Below are 22317 nucleotides of genomic sequence, written 5' to 3'. Positions count from 1 at the left end.
AAAATATGAAGGTAGTAATACTTGCAGGTGGTTTAGGTACCCGCTTAATGGAAGAGACAGAAGCTCGTCCAAAGCCAATGGTTGAAATAGGTGGAAAACCTATATTATGGCATATTATGAAGATTTATGAAGCTTATGGCTACAATGACTTCGTATTATGCTTAGGTTATAAAGCCCAATCTATTAAAGAATATTTTCTGAATTATTATTTATATAACTCAGATGTTTCTATCGATATCGAAAAGAATAAAGTGGATGTCCATTTTTCTAATTCAGAGTCATTCAAAGTGACTCTAGTTGATACTGGATTGAAAACAAATACTGCTGGCCGAATCAAGAAAATTCAGAAATATGTGGATGGTGAGACTTTCATGCTTACATATGGAGATGGAGTAGCAGATATTGATATCAATGCTCTCGTTGATTTTCATAATAGCCATGATAAGTTAGCAACATTAACTAGTATACAAACGCCAGGTCGTTTCGGAAATATTGAAATGGATGAGGATGGTGCTGTACAACATTTCGTAGAGAAACCTCAGGGAGATGGAATGTGGATTAATGGAGGTTTCTTTGTTTTAAATCCAGGGATATTTAAATACCTAGAGGGTGACGTTGAAGACGTTCAATGGGAAAACAAACCTTTGAAAGAAATTGCCAATGATGGTCAACTAGCAGCATTTAAACATTCTGGTTTTTGGAAACCAATGGATGCTTTGAGAGATCGTATTGAGTTGGAACAACTTTGGTCTAGTGGGGAAGCAAAATGGAAAATCTGGTAGTATGAGCTTTCAAAATATTTATCAAGGGAAAAAAGTCCTTTTAACTGGCCATACAGGTTTTAAGGGTTCTTGGATGGCAATCTGGCTAAAAGAACTAGGTGCAGAGGTTTATGGATATGCTTTAGCTCCTCAATCCGATATGGATAATTTCGTGATCTGTAACTTAAAAGATCATATTAATCATTATGAAGGTGACGTTAGAGATGGAGAAAAATTAAAACGTTATTTTCAGGACGTTCAACCTGATTTTGCCTTTCACTTAGCTGCTCAACCGTTAGTATTATTATCTTATCAAGATCCATTAGGTACTTTTGACACTAACTTGATGGGCACAGTAAATTTCTGGGAAGCGGTAAGGTCTACAGCCTCGGTCCAAGCAGCCGTGAATGTAACTACAGATAAATGTTACGATAATAAAGAATGGGTTTGGGGTTATAGGGAAAATGATCCAATGGGAGGTAAAGATCCGTATAGTGCTTCCAAAGGCTGTTCGGAACTTATTACCAGTTCATATCTAGAATCTTTCTTCAAAGCTGAGGGCACGTGTAATATTGCGTCTGCAAGGGCAGGTAACGTAATTGGGGGCGGAGATTGGGCGTTAGATAGAATAATACCAGACTATTTCAGGGCATTCAAAAAAGAAGAGAAGCTGGAAGTTCGTAATCCTTATGCAACAAGACCTTGGCAACATGTGTTAGAGCCATTAAGTGGTTATCTAAATTTAGGAGCGGAATTATTCATAAACGGCAAGGGATTTAGTGGAGGATGGAATTTTGGGCCTGAAGATGTAACCAATTATTCTGTAAAGGAATTAATTGATGAGATTTTGATTTTAGACAGTAGAGGTGGTTATACCATACCGGAAGGTACTGTCAAACTTCATGAAGCAGTATTATTAAAGTTAGACATCTCTAAAGCAGCAAATTTCCTAAAATGGAAACCAGTTTTAAGCTTTAAGGAAACAGTTGATTTCACTCTGAAAGGTTACATGGACGATTTGGAAGGTGGAAGTAACATTTTATCTTTAAGGACAAACCAGATAAATCAGTATACTAAGGCGGCATTAGGCAAGGCCATAAACTGGGCATTATAATGGAAATAAAAGAAACTCCCTTCCACGATTTATTTATCATGGATTATAAAAGTTTTGTTGATAACAGGGGTGAATTTGTAAAGACAATCCACAAAGAAACATTTCAGGCTAAAAATTTGGATTATAACTTTACCGAAAGTTTCTATTCTGTCTCTAATAAAGATGTAATCCGGGGAATGCATTATCAAGTTCCTCCTGAAGATCATTCAAAACTAGTATACGTTGTTACTGGTGCAATCATAGATGTCGTTTTAGATATTCGTAAGAATTCTGAAACCTTTGGAAGTTTTTTTTTCGCAGAACTTTCAGCGAAAAATAGAAAGGGGATATATATTGGGAAGGGATTTGCACATGGATTCCTTTCACTAGAAGACAATACCACTGTAGAATACCATACTTCTACTTCTCAAAGCAGAGAATGTGAAGCAGGGATTAAATTTGATTCTTTTGGATATGACTGGGACGTTCAGACCCCAATTTTATCAGATCGGGATCTGAGTTTCGAAACATTTTCTAATATAAAAAGCCCTTTTTAAATATGAAAGCCTTTATCGTTGGAGCTTCAGGACTAGTAGGTTCTCACTGCATGTCTGTGTTTAAAGACCATAACTGGGAAGTCTTAGGTTCACATTTAAGTTTTGCAACCGAACACACAGTTCCTTTCAATTTCTTGGAAGATGATTTAGAAAAACTGTTTGCTACACACAGTTTTTATCCAGATGTGATTATTCACTGCGCCGCTTTAACAAACGTTGATTATTGTGAAAATAATGTGGATGAAAGCTATGAAAAAACTGTTTTACCAACTGAAAAAATAGTTGACTACTGCCGGCTGAAAAATGTGGGATTAGCATTTATTTCGACGGACTATGTTTTTGACGGCACGAGTGGACCATATCGTGAAGATGCCAAAGTTAATCCGTTAAATGTTTATGGAAAACATAAATTAGAATGTGAAAGATTAGTCTCTACATTGGATACCAACCTTGTCTTACGTGTGACGAATGTTTATGGTGAAGAGGCTAGGTCAAAAAACTTTATCGCAAGACTAATTTCAGATTTACAGAATAACGTTTCTAAAGAACTAAATTTACCCTTTGATCAGTTTGCCACGCCGATATATGCCGGCGATATTGCCAAAATGACTTTAATGCTAATTGAGGATAACAAAAAGGGAATCTATCACTTAGCAGGAAATGACTATTACAACAGATATCAGTTAGCGGCAAAAGTTGGTAGTTATTTTAGCCATAACAAGCTTCATCTGACACCCGTTAAAACTTCTCAATCGAATCAAGCAGCGGTTAGACCATTAAACGGAGGATTATTAAATATTAAATTTTTAGGAGAATATCCAAAATTTACATTTGAAAATGTAGATTCTTTTATTTTTAAAGTAACAAAACATGAATTATAAACACTTTAACGGAGCGTTACAGGAAGAATTGTCTGCAATAGCTGCCAAAAATGCAAAACGGGAAATCATCCCCGGTCAAGATTACATCGCTGTAACCGGCAAAGTAATGGACGCAGATGATTTACTATTAGGAGTGGACTCTATGCTAGATGGATGGTTAACTGCCGGACGTTTTGCAGCGGAATTTGAATCTGAATTCGCCAGATATTTTGGTGCAGTTAAGGCACTTTTGGTAAACTCAGGCTCATCTGCTAACTTAGTTGCCTTTTATACTTTAACCTCTCCTAAACTAGGTGACAGGGCTATTAAGCCAGGCGACGAAGTAATCACTGTGGCAGCTGGTTTTCCTACGACCGTAAATCCAATTGTACAAGCGGGTGCAGTTCCAGTTTTCATTGATGTTGATATCGCCACACATAACGTAAAGGCCGATATGATAGAAGCAGCTGTTTCTCCTAAAACGAAAGCAATCATGATAGCCCATTCATTGGGTAATCCTTTTGACTTGGATGAGGTGATGAGAGTTGCAAAAAAATATAATCTGTGGGTGATAGAAGACGATTGTGACTCACTGGGGGCAACTTATAAGGGCAAAAAAACCGGTACTTTCGGTGATTTATCGACTTTTTCTTTTTACCCTGCTCACCATATCACAATGGGTGAAGGTGGCGCGGTAGTTGTTAACAATCCTGAATTGGCTAAAATTGCTGAAAGTTTTAGAGATTGGGGTAGGGATTGCTACTGTTTGCCGGGTAAAGATGATACATGCGGCTGTAGATTTAGCCAACAATTAGGTTCTTTACCTTACGGATATGACCATAAGTATACATATTCTCATGTTGGATTTAATCTGAAGGTTACAGATATGCAGGCGGCATTAGGAGTATCGCAGCTTAAGAAGGTAGATCATTTTATTCAACGAAGAAAAGAAAATTACGCCGCATTGTATTCTCGTATGAAGGAATTTGAAGACATTTTCATTTTGCCTGAGCCTACGCCAGAATCCGATCCATCCTGGTTTGGATTTTTGATGACATTAAGGGAAGGAGATGCAAACGACAGGCATATGTTGGTTCAGCATTTGGAGCAAAACAAAATTGGAACAAGATTACTTTTTGCTGGGAATTTGTTAAGACAGCCAGCTTATGCTGATGTTACACACAGAGTAGTAGGTGACTTGACAAATACTGATATCATCATGAATCAATCATTCTGGCTTGGTGTATGGCCAGGTCTTACGGAAGATCATTATGATTATATCGCAGATGTAATTCGCAAATATATTAATGATTTGTAATTTATATTTCAGGGCGATAAAATTGTTTATCGCCTTGAAAATTTTCTTTAATGTTGGTGAATATGTTTTACCAACTTTTAACTTCAACAGAATTTACTTTTATGGATATTAGTATAAGTAAAAAGGATGTTTTTTGGAGTTATGTAGCGCAAGCTTTGAATTATGGGTCAAGTGTTCTTTTGCTACCAATAATATTAAAAACACTACCAGAACATCAAATTGGTATTTGGTACATCTTCTCGAGTATAACCTCACTTGTTTTATTACTAGATTTCGGGTTTCTACCAAACATTACAAGAATTGTATCTTATGTATATAGCGGGGCGCAAAAACTAAAAAAAGAAGGCTTAGATGATATTACTACCAGTAACGAAATCAATTATGATTTACTAAAAACAATCATACACGTTATTAAAAAAATATACATGTTAATAACGGGTCTTTTGGTTTTTTTATTGATTTTTGGTGGATATTGGTATTTGAGAAATATAATTTCACCGGAGGAACACACTCTTTGGATTGCATTTTACATTTTTTGCATCGCAATATCGATGAATTTTTTCTACTCATATTATGATGCACTTCTATTAGGAAGAGGTAAAGTAAAAAATGCGAATCAAGCTATATCTTATGCTAAATTACTGAACCTGATCTTAGCAGCAACTGGCCTATTCTTGGGATATGGTCTTTTGAGCATATCTATAGCGCTACTTTTAAGTAATATAGTTTGCCGATTCTTGTACCACAGAGCTTTCTATGATTTCGACACGGTTACGAAATTGGATAGAGCTAATGTTGAGAATCCAAAGGATGTTTTCAATAGTATATGGTTTAATTCAAAAAAGTTGGGGTTAGTTTCTGTGGGAACTTTTCTGATATTTCAAGCAAATATGCTCATTGCCGGTCAATTTTTTTCTTTAAGTGAGGTCGCATCTTACGGACTCGTAGTTCAGTTGTTTTCTCTTTTAGCGATTTTTTCCCGGTTGTATTTTACATCTCATTTGCCAAGATTTAATAGCCTTTGGATGGGAAATAACGTGTCCAAACTCAAAGGAGAATTCATCAAAAGCATGAAAATAGGCTGGGCACTTTATGCTTTGGGGAGCTTAGTGATAATTTTTGCTGGAAGGTATATTTTACAAATAATCGGCAGTAATACAAATTTGCCAAATTTGTCGATGATTCTAATGTTTGGATTTATCTATCTTATGGAAATTACGCATGGAAATAGCGGAATATTCCTGACAACAAAAAATACTGTGCCATATGTTTTACCCACTATTGTTTCAGGGGTAGCAATCTTTTGCGCAAACTTAATTCTTATATTTTACTTTCATTTGAGGTTAGAGGCATTTGGTATTTCTACCATATTTATACAGTTGTCATATAATGCTTGGAAATGGCCTTTGGAAGTAATAAAAGAATTAAAAATTAAATTCAAAGATCTTTATGCCTAATACACTTAGAAAAATAACCATAGCTATCCCCGTTTATGAACGTTATGAATATTTCGAGGATGCGATCTACAGCGCCATTAACCAGACTGTAAGCGCAAACATACTTGTAGTAGATAATAATTCAAGTCATGCAAGGTTTAAAGATTTTGTTGATTCCCTTAAAAACCCGCAGGTGTCGTATATAAGAAATTCGGAAAATGTTGGAATGGTGGAAAATTGGAATGTTTGTATTGACAAAACCGAAACGGAGTGGGTTACTATTCTACATTCAGACGACATGCTTTCACCAGTCTATATTGCGAATATGTTAGCATACATTGAAAAATTTCCTTATTTGATTTCGGTAGCATCTGATACACATTTCGGTACAGCTGTGAGGCCAGATTTTAATGATCCTAAAAAGAATATTGTTTTTCCGTTCAATAGAATTAAGCCAAATCATTTTTTACTAGGAAATCCTATCCCTTTTCCAGGGGTACTGTTTAATAAGAGAAAGATAAATACAAAGTTCAAGAAAGATATGTATCCAATTGCCGATTACTCTTTCTGGTACGAACTATCTTTAATTTCCCCACTGCATTTTGTAAATAAAAAACTGGCTTTCTATAGAATATCTCCCCAACAAGAAACAAGCGAGGTATATTTAGAAATCGTAGAAAAAGCATATAGGTTCAAAAATACTATCACCGCTAGGAATTTATTAGAGATATTTCTATCCAAACTGGATACTTATGTTGGATTCAAAAATTATTCTAAAACCCATAATGGAGAGGATAACCTGCTAAATGATAGCAAGTATTCTTGTAGACACTTGATTGAAAGTTATAGTAAGATTCCTATTCCTTTGTTTATGCAGCGTATTTTTGTCAGAATTGCGAAGCGAATTTATATATCATTGACTTAATATGTTAATAGCACTATGTGTCTTTGAAGTTTAAAAGCTTTGGGGAGAGATCTTTATTAAATGATTAATTGACAATAAAAAAATGCAAATCTGTTTTAATTTTATCTCCTCGGGATTTTGCAAATAAAATTTTAGCTGAGGATCAGTAGGGTAAATTCAAACTCTAGACAGACTTCAAAAACTGAATTGAAGTGGTTCATCTGCTCCAAAATACCATTTTAGAGCAATTTAATTAATTTATTAGATTTTTATTATTCCTCGAAAGCTCGTTAAGCATGATGTATTTCATGATAACATGGTAGTTCTCTCATCATGCCTGCTGCCTGCGTTATACTTCTTAAATTTTTTAAAATAAATAAGGGGATATGAAGTGATCACGGAACAAAATCGTCTAGATTGGACATGTTAATAGTATGTGAGATTCTACAATTTGTGTAAGATTGTGATAAATAATAGTGACCTAACATGTAGTAAACTATTAGGAACAACTATCTACGAAGATGCGATTTCGTTTGAGAAGGAATGCAATCGCGTCGTTGTCAGGTACCTCTAATGAAATGGGAAATGATGGAGTAGAAGGTTTTCTCTTAGAAGGGGATAATCAAAAGGCGCTCCAAAATTATTTGCGCTAATTGTTCAGTACTACAAATTTCGCAACCATCCAGTCAATTGCAATAGAAACGGCGATGTTTAAATTTTGGCGACAATATAGCAAATTACCCTTAGTGGTATTTTAAGACTTCACCTCAGGTTTTGTAATAGCTGAAGCTGCTTGTTGAATTTTAAGACGAGCAGCTTCAGCTTTTTTCTTTTTATTGAGTTGCTCAAGCTTTTCATCTAAAATCATTTCAATCCCAACTTTAACAGCATCGAAATGAGCAAGACAATCTTTTTCTTCTAACTCATGAATACCTTTACTCAAAATACCATAAAGCTCTTTATTTTCAACTAAAAACTCTGGAAGAAAATCATGCAAAGTATCAATTTTATCAGCCATCCGTTTTTTGTTAAAACCATCCAACTGCCCATTTTTATTTACATATTCACTATACGCTTCATATATCAAATCTTCGAAAATCCTTCTTAAGTAAACGAATGAGCCTATACCTACTCCGTTAGCTGCTAAACCGATTGCCTTCGTAAATTCCCGTAATTTTTCTTTATCTAGAAGTTTATCGTATTGTTTCACTTGATCTATGTGAAAATCCGCAATTGTAGGATACTGCCCTATTTTCATAAGTATTTTATTGTCAGCGTCCCAACGAACATAGAATTTAAAAACATCTGTACTTCTTTTGCATCTTAACTCTAAAAGATGGTAACCGTTCTTATTAAAGCAGTCTGTTCTAAAGTTAGTGAATTCAGCACCATGAACTGCATAGGTAGTTTCAAGTCTTTGCTTCGGATTGTATCCGTGGAATTCAGTAATATCATAATATTTTCTCTTAACAAATATTTCAAGGTCGTTTTCGTTTTCTATAGTGACACCTGTATAAAGAGGTGTTTCAAGAAAAAATTCTGAAGGGGTAATTTGCATAAGGGTTATATTAGATAGAGATCAAATATAATAAATCACAACTATTATTTGGAGAATATGCAGATAAAGGCAGAAGTTTATATAAATCGAAAAACACAAAGTCCAAATGACATCACATGAATTAGCCAGAAAATTACTAGATGGACCCAATATGTCTGTTTACATTCCATTAAAAGGAAATAATTCAAACCTTGAAGAAGTTGAAGAGGTTGAGTATGCAATAATTGGTTCTCAAATTTATCTTTTGGGAAATTCGGAAAGTGAATGGATTAAGAATATGTACGAAGAATGGGGCTTAGAAAGAGTGTTTTTTTAATCTTCCTCAATAGTTTTATTATGCACTTTATTAATCAGGATATGGTAACGATCAGCAATAGATCCAACAAGTTTTGTTTCAAATCCAAATGTGTTTGGAACATCTATGTTGAGCGGCCAAACTATTTTTCCAATTCTATACCATAATTTTTGGACTTCTTCTGAAGACTCAGAGACCAATTCTAAAAATTGTTTATTGAAAGATTCTTTTTGCTTTTCTGTCAAGTTCATGGTCAAATATAACATTTAGAAAATAAAGTAGGAAGTTTACAAAATGTACGAAGAAAGATTAAAAACACGGGTAATTAAGGAACAGCTGGAGCTTGAAAAGCAGGTTAATGAATTGATTTTCGCATTTGAAAATAAATGGAAAGCTAAATATGTTGATCTGACTTTAGTACCAATTCCTTCAATTAAAAACAGCTTACCTTATAATCAACAAAAAGGTGGTAAAGTTCAATTCTTTATGACCCTATAAATCTTCGTTCCAGATAGGGCACGAACACGATCTTGCAAGTTTTTTCACAAAAATGGTGGACCCCATTGTTAATAGTTGGACCTTTAGTTTAACATTACAAGATCGAGAAAACACCAAAAAGAAAATGGACCAACACTACACCAATTTATTTGAATTAGTAGAGTTTTTAAAAGACGAAGAAACAGCCGTAAAGCATCTTGAGGAATTAAGATGGAAAGGTAGCAGAGCATGTCCACATTGTGGTAACATTAAAACTTATGCATTAAAAAGCGGTAAATATAAGTGTGCCGATAAAGATTGCGACGAACAATTCACAGCTAAAGTTGGTACTATCTTCGAAGGTTCAAAAGTTCCACTTAAAAAATGGTTTATAGCTATCTATCTATTAACCTCACACAAGAAAGGGGTATCTTCCCATCAGTTAGCAAGAGATCTAAAAGTAACACAGAAAACAGCATGGTTCATGCTACAAAGATTGCGTACTGCATTAGGAAATGGAAGTTTCGAAATGCTTGGTGGTGAAAATATAGTTGAAATTGACGAATCATTTGTTGGCGGAAAGAACAAAAACCGCCATGCTAAAAAGAAAGTTAAAAATTCACAAGGTAGAAGTTGTATTGATAAAACACCAGTACTTGGAATGGTTGAAAGAGGCGGTTTATTAGTGGCAAAAGTTATGAAAGATACGTCTGCTTCAGAAATTCAGCCAATTGTTGATGAAACTATTAAATCAAACTCAACTGTTATGACTGATGAGTGGAGAGGCTATAAAGGATTAAAGAAAAGCCATTCACACAGCTTCGTTAAGCATGGAGAAGGTCAATATGTTGTTGGTAATGCACATACCAACACGATTGAAGGTTTTTGGAGTCATCTAAAACGTAGTATATTTGGAATATATCACTCCACTTCAAGATTACATCTACAAAAGTATGTTGATGAAAGTGTATTTAGATACAACTATAGAAAAGCTGGAGATGGTGAAAGAGTTGCTATGGTAGTAGATCTTGCTAACTGCAGATTGAAATACCACGAACTAAAAAGAAAATAATGAAAAAAGCGAAAGCAAAACAGGTAAAGCCAAAAGAGAAAAAGGATGAAGAAGTAACAAATCCTTTTTATGGCATTTCAATGAAACAGGCTATAGATAAGATTGTCGAATCTGGAAAGCCCAAGAAAGAAAAATAAAAGTTGAGCAACTAAATTGATAATGTGATCTTTAGGTTACTAATTCAAATAAGTTGCTGTAAGGCAAAAAAGAAGAGAGGGTTGTAATGTTCCCTCTCTTTCTATTTATAATATTTTACTATTTTTACAAATAAAATTAACCCAAATAGAAAGAAGCAAGTAGAGTAATATATCATAATAGATTTTGCATTTAGCAAAACTTAAACCCTGTATCTAAAAGGTCGAAAATTTAAGGTACTACAGGAAAGTTTAGTTAAGTGCTCAGGTAAAAGCCTGGGCATGAGACTGCTTTGTAGTACCGGGTATTCGACCACCTTAGATACGAAAGTAGCACTCGCTCAGGCTTCTTTTTATCTAAACAAATCGAAATGATCGAAAAATCTAAGTACCTCTTCATTGCAATAAGCCTATTGTTGCTATCGTGTCAATCCAATCCTTGGAAAGGTAAAAAGTTCTATGTCTTAAACTGCAAACTCAATGGTTATATAGCAACTCTTGAAGAAGTCCAACTTAACTTTATTTCAAGTGAATACATTGAAATGACAGCTACACTTAACTCTAGCCTTGGAGATATTAGAACGTATAAAACTGATCCATCACTAGGCAAATTAGTCAAAACATATAAGTACAAAAGTTCAAATAGTGATGGCGTAGAGATGATCGATATCCCTGGTTTGAAGCTTAATTTTAGAACGGTTGCACTTGCTAATGGAGATAGAAAGGCTTCGAATGGAGAAATGTTCTATACTCAATCAATAGTAGAGATATTAGGAACTGAAAAAGCAAAAGAAAGAGTAATAAAGAGTAGTCCAAGTCAGTCACTATCACATGTATACTTGAGAATGTTGAGGTCAGAGAAAACAGAAGAGGTCAAGATCAAAGAAGAGCAGTCAGAAGGATTTGAAGGGGAATAAGATATTAGGAGACTAACATTTTACAGAGTAAAGTTGTAAATGAAGAAAACTTTATATAAGTTTACACTTAATAAACAGGAAAGGCGTCTCCATACAACGGAAACGCCTCGGATAGAGCATTTGCGTTACTCTATCTCCTGCTAGCATTAATTGGTCTTTTGATTTCATTTTGTTACAACTCAAAATGACAATTTCCAAGACTAAATCAGAACCTTACAAATGGTTCTAAACAATAACCCTACTGTATTAGTAAGCCCAGCTATTTGTTGGGCTTTTTATTTTCTAGGAGTTTTTGGTCTTCCCTTTAAAACATATATATCTTTGTTTTGATACTTGTCTTTTGACAAATCGAACATTATATTGTTCTTTTCATAATCAAATTCCATTTGATCAAATACACTACCTGCATTTAGATAATAATAGGCTCCAGCTTTCGAAACCTTAACAGATCCTTCAGCGTTGGATTCTAATAAGTATAGCGTTGTTGTATCACCTTTATCTCTTCCTATAAGGAAAGATTTCTTATTTTGTATTTCCATTAAATTACTTGCCTCTATATTAAGACCAAGCTTTCCAGTTTTATGCACAGTTGCTTTTGGTTTAGTTTTAGAAGTATTAGCTTTTATGAATTCAATTTCCATATCTCAATTTTATTAATACAAATATATATCATTTTTTACAAAAAGCAAGTTTTATATAAAAAAATAAAATTTATTTTTTCTATTTATTAATATATGATTACATACGCTTTAAGTATTCATAATTATTGTAATGACAAAAAGTAACACCTTTTCAATTTTATATATCTCAAATTCTGTGTATGATTTTATTAATGCCACCAATCATGGTAACTTAACTCATGTGGTTTTATTATCACTCTTCCATATGAAATTCCTTATGTGATTTATTTGCATTCTCATCTGAAAACTTTAACTATATACTTTTATAGATTAAAGTAACTTTAATTTAGTAAGAGTTAAAGTCAATACTATTAAAATATTCTTATTTAATAAATGTACTTTCCTTTTTATATATTTATAAAAAGACATTATGAAACGATATGTATTGTTAAAAATTCATCTTAACGAAATCTATTCAAAGAGATTTGATGATCTAAGTGAATTAAAGAAAAGCTATGAAAGCTCAGAGGATTTTCCAGGAAAAGTAGCGGCTGAATACGATTTAGAAAAGGGAGAGTTTATTGATTTGATAGATCCACATGGGGAGGCAAGTATTCTTAAGTCTCATTTAGATAGAATCAGAGCTCAATATATTGAGGAAAATAGGTTATAGCTTCTAACTTTTTGATCTTATTTTATAAAATAAAGCTAGATACCGATGATCTTTAGAAAATGAAATAGAGAGCTATAAACTCCCTATTTTTAATTCAATGTTAATAGATAAGTTGAATTTGATTTTCTTAGTAATCCGCTTAATAAATTTTGTTAAGATATTTGCAATGAGGATTGTCATTGTGTTTTAGCTTTCTGCTTCGATTACGCCTCTTCCGAAGGCTGAAGTACAAATATAAAAAAAGGCGGATTACTAAAAAATCGTTGAATTAAGAATAAACACAGATTATGCCACTAAGGGTAATTTGCTATATTGTCGCCTAAATTTTTTATTAAGAACTATAGTAATCTTTTATAACTAATACCAGAAAAGTTAACAGGTAGTTAAGCTTTTTTAAAATCTTCCGTTAAAATGTCAAGAAGTTTTGCTGAAATCGGGAGAATAAATTTTCTAGCAAATAATGCGTTCGAATTTTTAATGACTTGAAAATCATTTTCATCTAAAATTGCAGGCCTGCTACCATTTTTCCAATTCCAATCAATGTACCGCAAGTTATTGTTAACGACGTTACTCTTAAAATGTGAGTTCATTATCACAGTTTGGAATAGAATTTCCTCTGGTATTTTTGTATAATTAAATCGCTCGTAAAAAGCGGGATTTTCATCTATATATCTTAAAACATAAGCAATACATTCCTTGCTTAATGTCCACCAAGTACCGCCTCCAAATAATTTAAGCCCGCCCCATCCTGACCTTCTTAAATGTAATATTTTCTGTAATGTAAATACTAATCTCAGGATATATCTGCCACTGCGTTTGGTGCTGCTGACGAAATCGTTGAGGTGAAAAAAATTAATTCGATCTAGTCCATAGCCTTCATCCTTCCATACATCTGCAGGGAATTCAAAATGCTCTAAAAATTCCTTCCCCTTATTTTCGCGAAGAAAATCTTTGATTTTCTCACCAGACATTGCGGGGAAATCCTGGCCACTTATAAGATGCAAATAGCTTATATCAAAATCAAGTGCAACCGAACACAGATGTAATATAGCTTTTAGATGGTTAAAACTCCCCCAATGCGTATTATATTTTTGTACTACTATCTTAACATTTTCCATGTCAGTGAGCGTTTTCAGTTCATTACCCGTAAAAACTGATTTCTTATTCAGGTGTATAAAGAAAATATAGTCATTTGGATTAAAAAACGTTATCAACTTTTTAAGATAGTCGATGTCCTTATACGCGACAATTAGTATGGCTTGCTTCATTTGTTTCAAAAATAATAAACTTGGAGAATTTTTATTGCCAAAATGCTTTTTTATTTTAATCAAAGAATGTGATATATAAAATCAATTTATTATTAACATATTTGCGTTATAGTAAGAGTCTTGAAGGATGTTGGTAATAAATAGTGTTTAAATAATACTTTTACCTTGAATTAAAAAACACTACTTAAGTGAAAGATATATTATATGTTTACGGGGGTGAAAAGGCCTCCGGCGCAGAGATTGTTATCTCTAGACTTCTTGGGAAAAACACTAAAGTCAAGCCGCATCTTTTGATAGCGCCAGGTGAATACGCTTCGAAATTGAAGCAGCAAATTGACTATCCAATTGTAATTTTGCCAGAATTGAAAAAACTAAATCGAAGTAAAGAAAAAAGCTTATCATTTTATGTTAGAGCATTAACTAACTACTTCAGAATCTCTAAATTTGTCTTTAAATATATAAAATCGAATAATATACATGTAATTCATGCAAATACAATAGTGCCCGCATCCTATCTATTGCCAGTTATAATTTACACCAAAATTTTTAAGAGAAATATCAAATGGATTTGGAGTGATCATGACTTGAAATATTATTCCGGTTTAGATGCAATGATGTCGAGAGCATGTAACAAGTTATATAATGCAACATTGGTAGTATCAGAAGCTGTAAGACAAAAGTTCTCTGACAAAAGTAAAACTTTTGTTCTCTACAATGGCCTGTCTACTAATTTTTTTACCAACGACGAGACAATAAGGGCTAGGCAAAGAAACTTTTTAAAAATTGATGCAGATTGCATAGTAATTGGCATAGCCGCTGTCATTGCCCCTCGAAAGGGTCAATTAGAGCTGTTACAGTCCCTAGAGAATTTAAATTTACCCTGTAAATTCAAGGTGTTTGTCGCTGGAAAGTTTGCGGATGATCATCCCGAATATGGAAAAGAAGTTATTGATATAATAAATTCGAAGGGAAATTTCTTTTACCTCGGTGATATTCATGACATGAAAGAGTTTTACAATACTTGTGATATAGTTATAAATAATAGTTCAAAAATAGGTAGCGAACCATTGGGAACTACTATTTATGAAGCAATGTCATGTGAGAAAATTGTGTTGGCGAGTAATACAGGTGGGTCTTCAGAAATTATTGAAAATAATATTGATGGTTTTCTCTTTATACCGGATGATAATGATGATTTACGTAAAAAAATTGCATGGATTATCGAAAATTTTAAAGACCTAGAGCAAGTTCGTAAAAATGCTCGTATTAAAGTATTAAGGAAATTTAATATTGATGTGATGGTCGAGCGGTACAATTCCATTATCAATAATATATGAATAGCTTAATTATTTTTCTTGCGCTCGCTATCTTTATTTCTCCAGGGTATTTAGTTTGGCCTAGCAGATATAATATTATAGCCCATCTGTCTTTAGGAGGAAACTTTATATCTACTTTCGTTCCTGCCATTATTTTAGGCGTTCATAATAATTTTGCTGAGGCAGTAGTCGATTTGTATTCAAACATATTGTTAGTCGGTGCTATTTCATTCGCAATAGGGCTGTTTGTTGGGTATAGATCCAAGCCAGACTTAAAAAGATTTAGCTATGAGGTTCTTGACAGTGAAGTTTATTTAGCAAGAGTAATGTCTTTTACTAAATGGCTGATGATAGTAAGTATTGTAATGTTAGTTTTGAGTTACGCTGGAATGGGATTTATTCCTGCATTTGCTGCGGATCCATTTCTAGCTAAGTTTTTTCGAGGGCCTTATCAGGCTCCATATATGCGCGTTGCAATCTTTTTTAGAACATCATTCTATATTCTGTCTACAATTATACCCATATCAGCAGTTATTTGGTATCAAACGAAAAGAAGTTTCTTTCTTTACAGTACAATACTAGCGGTAGCGCTTATGGCATTGTCCTTGTCTAGGAGTCCAGCTTTTTCGGGACTTGTTCTTGCTTTTGGGATTATTATGGTTTTTAAAAGCCGGTTTCATTTTATATTACTTTTACTTTCTGTAATAGGATTATATGTCTTTAGTTCTGTATTTTACTTTATTATTGGGGCCCGGGAACTCGATTATTCAAATTATAACACAGAGCATCCGTATTGGGAAATCATTGCATCTGGCTCTCCGGATATTGCAGATCAACTATTGTTTATGGAAAAGTTTGTCCAACACCCCAACTTAACCTATGGGCAAACAATTTATGGTGGCTTGATTCCTGGGCACTATGAATGGAATCCCGGTGTTTATACTCTAAAGGTGTTAACAAACGGTGATGATTTAGAAGAGATTGTATCCGGAGGTCTGAGGCTACCGGCTCCAATATGGGGTTATGTATCGTTCGGTTGGTTCGGAATCATTGGTTTTTGCTTAATATCAGGATACTTTTATGGGTATTTTACAAAATATTTGAAGAAGAAGCTTATGGGTTCAGATTCATTAATAATAAAGACAATTATTATAGTCAGCTTTAACGTGGTATTTGCTAATTTTTATACATTCTATACATTATCGATTTATCTACTACCTCCAACCTTTGTCATGCTTTTTTATTTGTACAGATTTAAAATAGATTGATTTTTCATAAATGAATTTATCTAACAAAATGTGTTAAAAATAAATTGAAAGTTTAATAATTATGATCACGATAATCAATGGACTAAATAAGTTCTCTAATACTAAGAATCTTTGAATTATCATAAAGTTCGAAAATAAATGTGTTACTTTAAAATTTTTCTCTGTTTATAAATAATTACACTATTTTTACGAACTTTCAAATTATTAATTGATGAAATGCTATTACATAATCGTTATGTAGAAGTTGAATAACATTATGTTTTATATTAACGGAAAATTTTTAACCCAACCAACAACCGGAGTTCAGCGTTTTGCGCGGGAGATTCTTAATGAGCTTATTAAGCAGCCAATTAGTTTCATAGTTTTATGCCCTCCCAATACATCTCCCAAAGAGATGGTTTTACCAGAGCGGTTCAAAACCATTGGTAAAAATCAAGGCGTTAAATGGGAGCAAATTGATTTGCCGTCTTACCTAAATACGAAAGAAAAACCTGTTTTGCTTAATTTATGCAATAGCGCTCCATTGTTATATAAGAATCAAGTGGTCACTTTACATGACCTTGCTTTCTTCGTTAATCCTGGATGGTTTTCAAAACCATTTTCGCTTTGGTATAGGTTTATTATTCCTATTTTAGCCAGAAGATCAAGGAAAATTTTAACAGTGAGTATGTTTTCAAAAGGAGAAATCATCAATATTCTCAAGCAACCGGCTGAAAAGATAATTGTTGTATACAACTCTTCCTCTCAATTGAATTCAGGACATTCTGAACCAGTAATGTATGGGGAATATTTGTTATTTGTTGGTTCCTTGGATCCCCGAAAGAATCTGATCACTCTAGTAAATGCTTTCAAATCTGCTAACCAAGCGAATTTAAAACTTGTAATCGCAGGGATGGTTAACAAAAACTTTGGTTTGGTAGATTTAGACTATAGTGAAAATATTATATACCTAGGTAAAGTAAGTGATGCTCATTTGGCAGCTTTGTACAAAAATGCTGTAGCATTTGTCTACCCCAGTTTGTATGAAGGATTTGGAATACCACCTCTAGAGGCCATGCAGCACGGCTGTCCGGTATTAGTTAGCGAGAGCAGTAGTTTACCTGAAGTATGTGGCGACGCAGCAATTTATTTCAACCCTCACAATACCGAAGAACTAGCTGAAAAAATAAAACTTATAAGCGAGAATGAAAAGCTTCGGACTCAACTAAAACAGAAAGGATTAAAACGTGTTACGGAGTTCTCCTGGTCTAATTCAGCAAATATTATCAAAAATGTTATTAATGATTTAAATTAGCTATTGCGTGAATATGTCAGCAATAGTTAAATAAATGAAAATATTAAATAAAAGTAAGCAATATTGAAAATGAAAACAGCATTAATTACAGGCATCACTGGCCAAGACGGTGCCTATCTTCTAGAACTTCTCTTGGAAAAAGGTTATGAAGTTCATGGAATAAAAAGAAGAAGTTCTTTGTTTAATACGGATCGCATTGATCACTTATATCAAGACCCACATTCTGACAATGTAAGATTCAAATTGCATTACGGAGATTTAACTGATTCGACTAACCTAATCAGAATTGTTCAGGAAGTACAGCCAGATGAAATTTATAATCTTGGCGCAATGAGTCATGTTAAAGTTTCTTTTGATTCTCCTGAATATGTAGCCAATGTCGACGGGATAGGAACTTTGAGGATATTGGAGGCAGTAAGGATTCTAGGCTTGGAAAAAAAGACTAAAGTTTACCAAGCATCTACATCTGAATTATATGGCGGTATGCCAGAAAATAAAAATGAAAAAGGATTTTACGATGAAAATTCGCCTTTTTATCCACGCTCACCATATGGTGTAGCCAAAATTTATGGTTTTTGGATAACTAAAAATTATCGGGAAGCTTATGGTATGTTTGCATGTAATGGGATTTTATTTAACCATGAAAGCCCGCTCAGAGGTGAAACCTTTGTTACCCGTAAGATAACAAGAGCTGTTGCCAAAATTGCTCAAGGACTGCAGTCAAAACTATATTTAGGGAATTTAGATGCTCAACGAGATTGGGGACATGCTAAAGACTACGTAGAAGCAATGTGGAGAATTTTGCAGCAGGATGTACCTGAAGACTATGTAATTGCGACAGGGGTTACTACAAGAGTTAGGGAGTTTGTGAGATTGGCCTTTGAAGAAGTTGGAATCGTGGTTGGCTTCGAAGGAGAAGGAGTCGACGAGATTGGAAAAGTAATTTCTTGTTCGAAACCTGAATTCCAGGTTGCGATTGGAACAACCGTTGTCGCAGTGGATTCATCATATTTTAGGCCGACAGAAGTTGATCTACTGATTGGTGATCCAACGAAATCAAAAACTAAATTAGGGTGGGAACCCAAGTATGATTTGGCTGGACTGGTTAAAGAAATGGTAGCAACTGACGTTGATCATTTCAAAAAAGAAAAATTGCTTAAGGAAAACGGATATTATATCAAAAGCCAGTTTGAATAATATTCTTGACGCATGAAAAAGAAAATAGCAATTATTTCAGGAATAACGGGCCAAGATGGTGCTTACTTAGCACAGTTATTGTCCCGTGAAAATTATACTATCGTTGGCCTAACCCGAAGTAGCCATAATTTTAGCACAAAAAATTTCAAGTACTTAGATATTAAAGCTGAAATTTTAATTGAGGAATGTGATCTATTAGATTTTTCAAGCATTATCAAAGTATTATTGAAATACCAGCCTGACGAGTTTTATAATCTAGCCGCTCAAAGTTCAGTAGGGATTTCATTCGAACAGCCGATTGGTACGATCAATTATAATACACAGTCCGTGCTCAATATATTGGAGAGTGTTCGTCTTTTGCAACTGGAGACAAAAATTTACCAGGCGAGTAGTAGTGAAATGTTTGGGCAGGTAAAATCATTGCCTGTGACGGAATCCACGCCAATGCACCCCTTGAGTCCTTATGCCATTTCGAAAGCTTCGGGCTTTTGGATTGGCGTAAATTATCGGGAGTCTTATAAAGTATTTTGCGTGAATGGTATCTTATTTAACCATGAGTCATATCTTCGCAGTCCAAATTTTTTTGTAAAAAAGGTGATTAGAACATCATTGGAAATAAAAAAAGGTTTGCGGGACGAACTGAGGGTGGGAAATATTGATGTTAAGCGTGATTTCGGTTATGCTCCAGACTATGTTACCGCAATGTGGCTTTCCTTACAACAAAATAAAGCTGACGATTATTTGATATGTTCTGGGACGTCCATTTACTTGAGAGATATCATAACGTATACGATGGATTATCTTAAGATTTCTAAAAATAAGTTAGTGGAGGATCCTACGTTGTTTAGACCTACAGAAATGGAAGATATGTATGGAGATAACAAAAAGGCAAAAACAGTATTAGGTTGGGAATACGATAAATCATTTTTCGACGTTCTCGAAATTTTAATTAACGAAGAAGATAAGAATTTTATATAATGAAGGTAGCAATTGTACATGATGAGTTAATGCGTAGGGGAGGTGCAGAGCAAGTGGTGATGACAATGCTTCAGGCATTTCCAGAAGCAGACGTATTTACGCTGGCTTATAACCCTGATGGTACTTACCCAGAATATCGGGACTACAAGATTACCACTTCCAAATTACAATTTCTTTCCAAAAGTGTAAAGTGGATGCAGAGGTTGTACTTTCCATTCGGAGTAATGGCTATGAAGGCATTAGATGTGCATGGGTACGACGTGGTGCTTATTTCGAATACCCATAGCGCAAAGTATGTAAATATAGACTCTAAAGCATTAGTTTTCATTTACACTTATACCCCTTTCAGACTAGCATGGAATCCAACCTCTTACAGTCAATATAATAATTCTAAAGGACTGTCTCGATGGGTGTTCGATAAGGTTGTGAGTATACTGAGAAAGATCGATAAAGAAGCTGCGCAGAGAGGGGATTATTTCCTTGGAATGACAGAGGAAACTGCCCAGCGCATTCGCGATGCTTATGGGGTAAAGGATATCAAACTTATACCTCCAGATGTTAAAACCAGAAATTTCCATCTTTCAGATAAACCCAAAGATTACTATCTTTTGGTTTCGCGACTTGAGTATTATAAGAAGGCGGATTTGGCCATAGAGGCTTTTAATAAGCTTGGTCTGAATTTGATAGTTGTTGGTAATGGTACTAAGGCACAGGAACTAAAGCAACTTGCAAAGGATAATATCACATTCAGGAAAGGTCTATCAAGTGAAGAGTTAGCTGAATTGTATGCAAATTGCAAAGCACTTATATTTCCACAGCACGAAGATTATGGCATTACGCCGCTGGAAGCCAATGCATCTGGAAGACCAGTAATTGCTTATGGCGTTGGTGGCGTGTTAGAAACAATGATTCCTTACATAAATGATGCAGCCAAATCAACTGCCATATTTTTTGATGAACAAACAGTTGAAAGCCTTATCAAAGCAGTTCAACTATCCGAGTCTCTTGATTTCGACACTAATTTTATAAGGTTGAATGCAGAAAGATTTGATGAGACTGTCTTTAAAGATGAGATAAAAAAATTCGTATTAGAAAAGTATAATGAGCAAAGATAATTATGTACTAATTATGGCGGGTGGGGTAGGTTCCCGCTTTTGGCCAAAAAGTCGCAACCAGTTTCCAAAACAGTTTATTGACATTTTAGGAATAGGAAAATCGCTACTTCAGCTTACGTATGAAAGGTTTCTTAAGATATGCCCTAATAGCCAGATTTATGTATTAACCAACGAAGCTTATTCAGAACTTGTTACTCAGCAGTTACCAGATGTGTTGAAAGATAACATTCTCTTGGAACCTAGCCGTAACAATACGGCTCCTTGCATTGCTTATGCAGCCTACAAAATTGGGAAAACAAATCCTGATGCCAATATCGTAGTTGCACCATCTGACCACTTAATTTTAAAAGAGGATGTTTTCCTTGAGAAAATAAAAGTTGCTTTAGGTTTCAGCTCAGAAAATGATGCCTTGCTTACGTTGGGTATTAGCCCCACCCGGCCAGACACTGGGTATGGTTACATCAGATATCAGGATGGCAATGAAGACGTAAAAAAGGTTGATGCGTTCATGGAAAAACCAGAACTGGCCAAGGCACAGGAATACTTGAAAAGTGGTGATTATGTTTGGAATGCGGGCATTTTTATATGGTCGGCAGAATCACTTAAGAAGGCATTTGAAAAATATTCACCTGAAATAGCGAGATTATTCGAAAGTGGTCTATCTTGCTATAACACGGATCAGGAAACTGAATTCATCAATTCCAAATATCCAACTAGCCCTAATATCTCAATTGATTATGCGATTTTAGAAAAAGCGGATAATGTCTATACGATTCCAGCTGATATCGGTTGGTCTGACTTAGGTACCTGGGCTTCGCTATATGTAGTAGGAGACAAGGATGAAAAAAATAACATGGTGAATCTAGATAAAGTTCACTTGCAGGAAACAGCCAATTGCATTATTCAATTACCTAAAGACAAAGCTGCAGTAATTAGGGGGCTGGATAATTATATTGTAGTGGATGACGGGAAGGTTTTATTAATATACCCTAAATCAGAAGAACAGGAAATTAAGCAAGTGGCGAAAGGAATGGTGGAGAAATATGGTGAAGATTATGCATAGTCCTTATTAGCGATTAATAAATGATGAATTTAGAAGGCTTACCTAAAGGGTTAAGCCTTTTTTGCTATCTACTGATTTACTTTAGTGTTCTACTGTTCATTCATGTTCAGTGACTAATTTTGAATCGGCAATGTTTTAAGCTG

24 protein-coding genes are annotated in these 22317 nt (G+C 34.4%); 20 read left to right on the top strand and 4 right to left on the bottom strand.

Translation table 11 applies throughout. The annotated features are described in order from the left end of the window. Positions 1-5 precede the first annotated feature (5 nt). The 7 genes from rfbF (at position 6) to AB669_RS18310 (ending at position 6950) form a co-directional block, all read left to right on the top strand. A complete protein-coding gene (rfbF, locus tag AB669_RS18340) occupies positions 6-782 on the top strand; it encodes a glucose-1-phosphate cytidylyltransferase (RefSeq protein WP_047800818.1) in 777 nt (258 codons plus the stop codon). A 1-nt stretch (position 783) separates the two neighbouring features. After that, positions 784-1875: a CDP-glucose 4,6-dehydratase gene (rfbG, locus tag AB669_RS18335; protein ID WP_047800817.1), complete on the top strand. Its 1092-nt coding sequence runs from the start codon at positions 784-786 to the stop codon at positions 1873-1875. Beyond that, entirely contained in the window at positions 1875-2411 is a 537-nt protein-coding gene (locus AB669_RS18330; RefSeq protein WP_047800816.1) for a dTDP-4-dehydrorhamnose 3,5-epimerase family protein, read from the top strand. Before rfbG ends, AB669_RS18330 begins: the two co-directional genes overlap by 1 nt. A 2-nt stretch (positions 2412-2413) precedes the next feature. Next, the gene (locus AB669_RS18325; RefSeq protein ID WP_053058474.1) at positions 2414-3292 is read left to right on the top strand and encodes an SDR family oxidoreductase; all 879 of its coding nucleotides are present in this window, start codon (positions 2414-2416) and stop codon (positions 3290-3292) included. Then, positions 3282-4589: a lipopolysaccharide biosynthesis protein RfbH gene (gene rfbH / locus AB669_RS18320; protein WP_047800815.1), complete on the top strand. Its 1308-nt coding sequence runs from the start codon at positions 3282-3284 to the stop codon at positions 4587-4589. The genes AB669_RS18325 and rfbH overlap by 11 nt, the downstream gene beginning before the upstream one ends. 62 nt (positions 4590-4651) lie before the next feature. Next, positions 4652-6046, top strand: coding sequence for an O-unit flippase-like protein (gene wzx / locus AB669_RS18315; protein ID WP_156166785.1), 1395 nt, complete (start codon positions 4652-4654; stop codon positions 6044-6046). Continuing rightward, the gene (locus AB669_RS18310) at positions 6039-6950 is read left to right on the top strand and encodes a glycosyltransferase family 2 protein (protein ID WP_047800813.1); all 912 of its coding nucleotides are present in this window, start codon (positions 6039-6041) and stop codon (positions 6948-6950) included. Before wzx ends, AB669_RS18310 begins: the two co-directional genes overlap by 8 nt. A 733-nt stretch (positions 6951-7683) precedes the next feature. On the opposite strand, the gene AB669_RS18305 is transcribed toward AB669_RS18310, so the two are convergent. Beyond that, the gene (locus tag AB669_RS18305; protein ID WP_047800812.1) at positions 7684-8487 is read right to left on the bottom strand and encodes a hypothetical protein; all 804 of its coding nucleotides are present in this window, start codon (positions 8485-8487) and stop codon (positions 7684-7686) included. A gap of 106 nt (positions 8488-8593) precedes the next feature. On the opposite strand from AB669_RS18305, the gene AB669_RS18300 reads away from it, so the two are divergent. After that, a complete protein-coding gene (locus AB669_RS18300; RefSeq protein ID WP_047800811.1) occupies positions 8594-8803 on the top strand; it encodes a hypothetical protein in 210 nt (69 codons plus the stop codon). Here AB669_RS18300 and AB669_RS18295 read toward each other — a convergent pair. Then, the gene (locus tag AB669_RS18295) at positions 8800-9033 is read right to left on the bottom strand and encodes a hypothetical protein (RefSeq protein WP_156166784.1); all 234 of its coding nucleotides are present in this window, start codon (positions 9031-9033) and stop codon (positions 8800-8802) included. The genes AB669_RS18300 and AB669_RS18295 overlap by 4 nt on opposite strands. A 43-nt stretch (positions 9034-9076) precedes the next feature. On the opposite strand from AB669_RS18295, the gene AB669_RS18290 reads away from it, so the two are divergent. The 4 genes from AB669_RS18290 (at position 9077) to AB669_RS18280 (ending at position 11382) form a co-directional block, all read left to right on the top strand. Beyond that, the gene (locus tag AB669_RS18290; RefSeq protein ID WP_047800809.1) at positions 9077-9280 is read left to right on the top strand and encodes a hypothetical protein; all 204 of its coding nucleotides are present in this window, start codon (positions 9077-9079) and stop codon (positions 9278-9280) included. A gap of 124 nt (positions 9281-9404) precedes the next feature. After that, on the top strand, positions 9405-10331 hold the full coding sequence (locus AB669_RS18285; RefSeq protein ID WP_047800941.1) for an IS1595 family transposase: 927 nt from the start codon (positions 9405-9407) through the stop codon (positions 10329-10331). Next, positions 10331-10468, top strand: a complete 138-nt coding sequence (locus AB669_RS22225; RefSeq protein WP_156166783.1) for a hypothetical protein — start codon at positions 10331-10333, stop codon at positions 10466-10468. The genes AB669_RS18285 and AB669_RS22225 overlap by 1 nt, the downstream gene beginning before the upstream one ends. A gap of 368 nt (positions 10469-10836) precedes the next feature. Continuing rightward, positions 10837-11382, top strand: a complete 546-nt coding sequence (locus tag AB669_RS18280; protein ID WP_047800808.1) for a hypothetical protein — start codon at positions 10837-10839, stop codon at positions 11380-11382. Positions 11383-11657: 275 nt separating this feature from the next. Here the strand turns inward: AB669_RS18280 and AB669_RS18275 are convergent, their stop codons facing one another. After that, entirely contained in the window at positions 11658-12023 is a 366-nt protein-coding gene (locus tag AB669_RS18275) for a hypothetical protein (RefSeq protein ID WP_047800807.1), read from the bottom strand. A 409-nt stretch (positions 12024-12432) separates the two neighbouring features. Here AB669_RS18275 and AB669_RS18270 point away from each other — a divergent pair, with 409 nt between their 5' ends. Further along, positions 12433-12675, top strand: a complete 243-nt coding sequence (locus tag AB669_RS18270) for a hypothetical protein (RefSeq protein WP_047800806.1) — start codon at positions 12433-12435, stop codon at positions 12673-12675. 383 nt (positions 12676-13058) lie between these two features. Here AB669_RS18270 and AB669_RS18265 read toward each other — a convergent pair whose 3' ends face one another. After that, positions 13059-14006 (bottom strand): beta-1,6-N-acetylglucosaminyltransferase, encoded by a 948-nt coding sequence (locus AB669_RS18265; protein ID WP_197082436.1) that lies wholly within the window; start codon positions 14004-14006, stop codon positions 13059-13061. A 125-nt stretch (positions 14007-14131) separates the two neighbouring features. Here AB669_RS18265 and AB669_RS18260 point away from each other — a divergent pair, with 125 nt between their 5' ends. From AB669_RS18260 to AB669_RS18230, 7 genes are all read left to right on the top strand, one after another. Further along, positions 14132-15280, top strand: coding sequence for a glycosyltransferase family 4 protein (locus tag AB669_RS18260; protein WP_047800804.1), 1149 nt, complete (start codon positions 14132-14134; stop codon positions 15278-15280). Further along, positions 15277-16527 carry an O-antigen polymerase gene (locus AB669_RS18255; RefSeq protein ID WP_047800803.1) on the top strand — a complete coding sequence of 417 codons (1251 nt, stop codon included), beginning with the start codon at positions 15277-15279 and terminating at the stop codon, positions 16525-16527. Before AB669_RS18260 ends, AB669_RS18255 begins: the two co-directional genes overlap by 4 nt. 256 nt (positions 16528-16783) lie before the next feature. Next, positions 16784-17821: a glycosyltransferase family 1 protein gene (locus AB669_RS18250; RefSeq protein ID WP_047800802.1), complete on the top strand. Its 1038-nt coding sequence runs from the start codon at positions 16784-16786 to the stop codon at positions 17819-17821. Between the two features lie 69 nt (positions 17822-17890). Continuing rightward, positions 17891-19018: a GDP-mannose 4,6-dehydratase gene (gene gmd, locus AB669_RS18245; RefSeq protein WP_047800801.1), complete on the top strand. Its 1128-nt coding sequence runs from the start codon at positions 17891-17893 to the stop codon at positions 19016-19018. Positions 19019-19030: 12 nt separating this feature from the next. Then, on the top strand, positions 19031-19996 hold the full coding sequence (locus AB669_RS18240) for a GDP-mannose 4,6-dehydratase (protein ID WP_047800800.1): 966 nt from the start codon (positions 19031-19033) through the stop codon (positions 19994-19996). Beyond that, a complete protein-coding gene (locus AB669_RS18235) occupies positions 19996-21111 on the top strand; it encodes a glycosyltransferase (RefSeq protein ID WP_047800799.1) in 1116 nt (371 codons plus the stop codon). Before AB669_RS18240 ends, AB669_RS18235 begins: the two co-directional genes overlap by 1 nt. Continuing rightward, positions 21098-22174 (top strand): mannose-1-phosphate guanylyltransferase, encoded by a 1077-nt coding sequence (locus AB669_RS18230; protein ID WP_047800798.1) that lies wholly within the window; start codon positions 21098-21100, stop codon positions 22172-22174. Before AB669_RS18235 ends, AB669_RS18230 begins: the two co-directional genes overlap by 14 nt. Positions 22175-22317: the final 143 nt, after the last annotated feature.

The organism is Pedobacter sp. BMA, from assembly GCF_001027745.1.
Taxonomy (GTDB): Bacteria; Bacteroidota; Bacteroidia; order Sphingobacteriales; family Sphingobacteriaceae; genus Pedobacter.
This window is presented reverse-complemented; position numbering and strand designations above follow the sequence as displayed.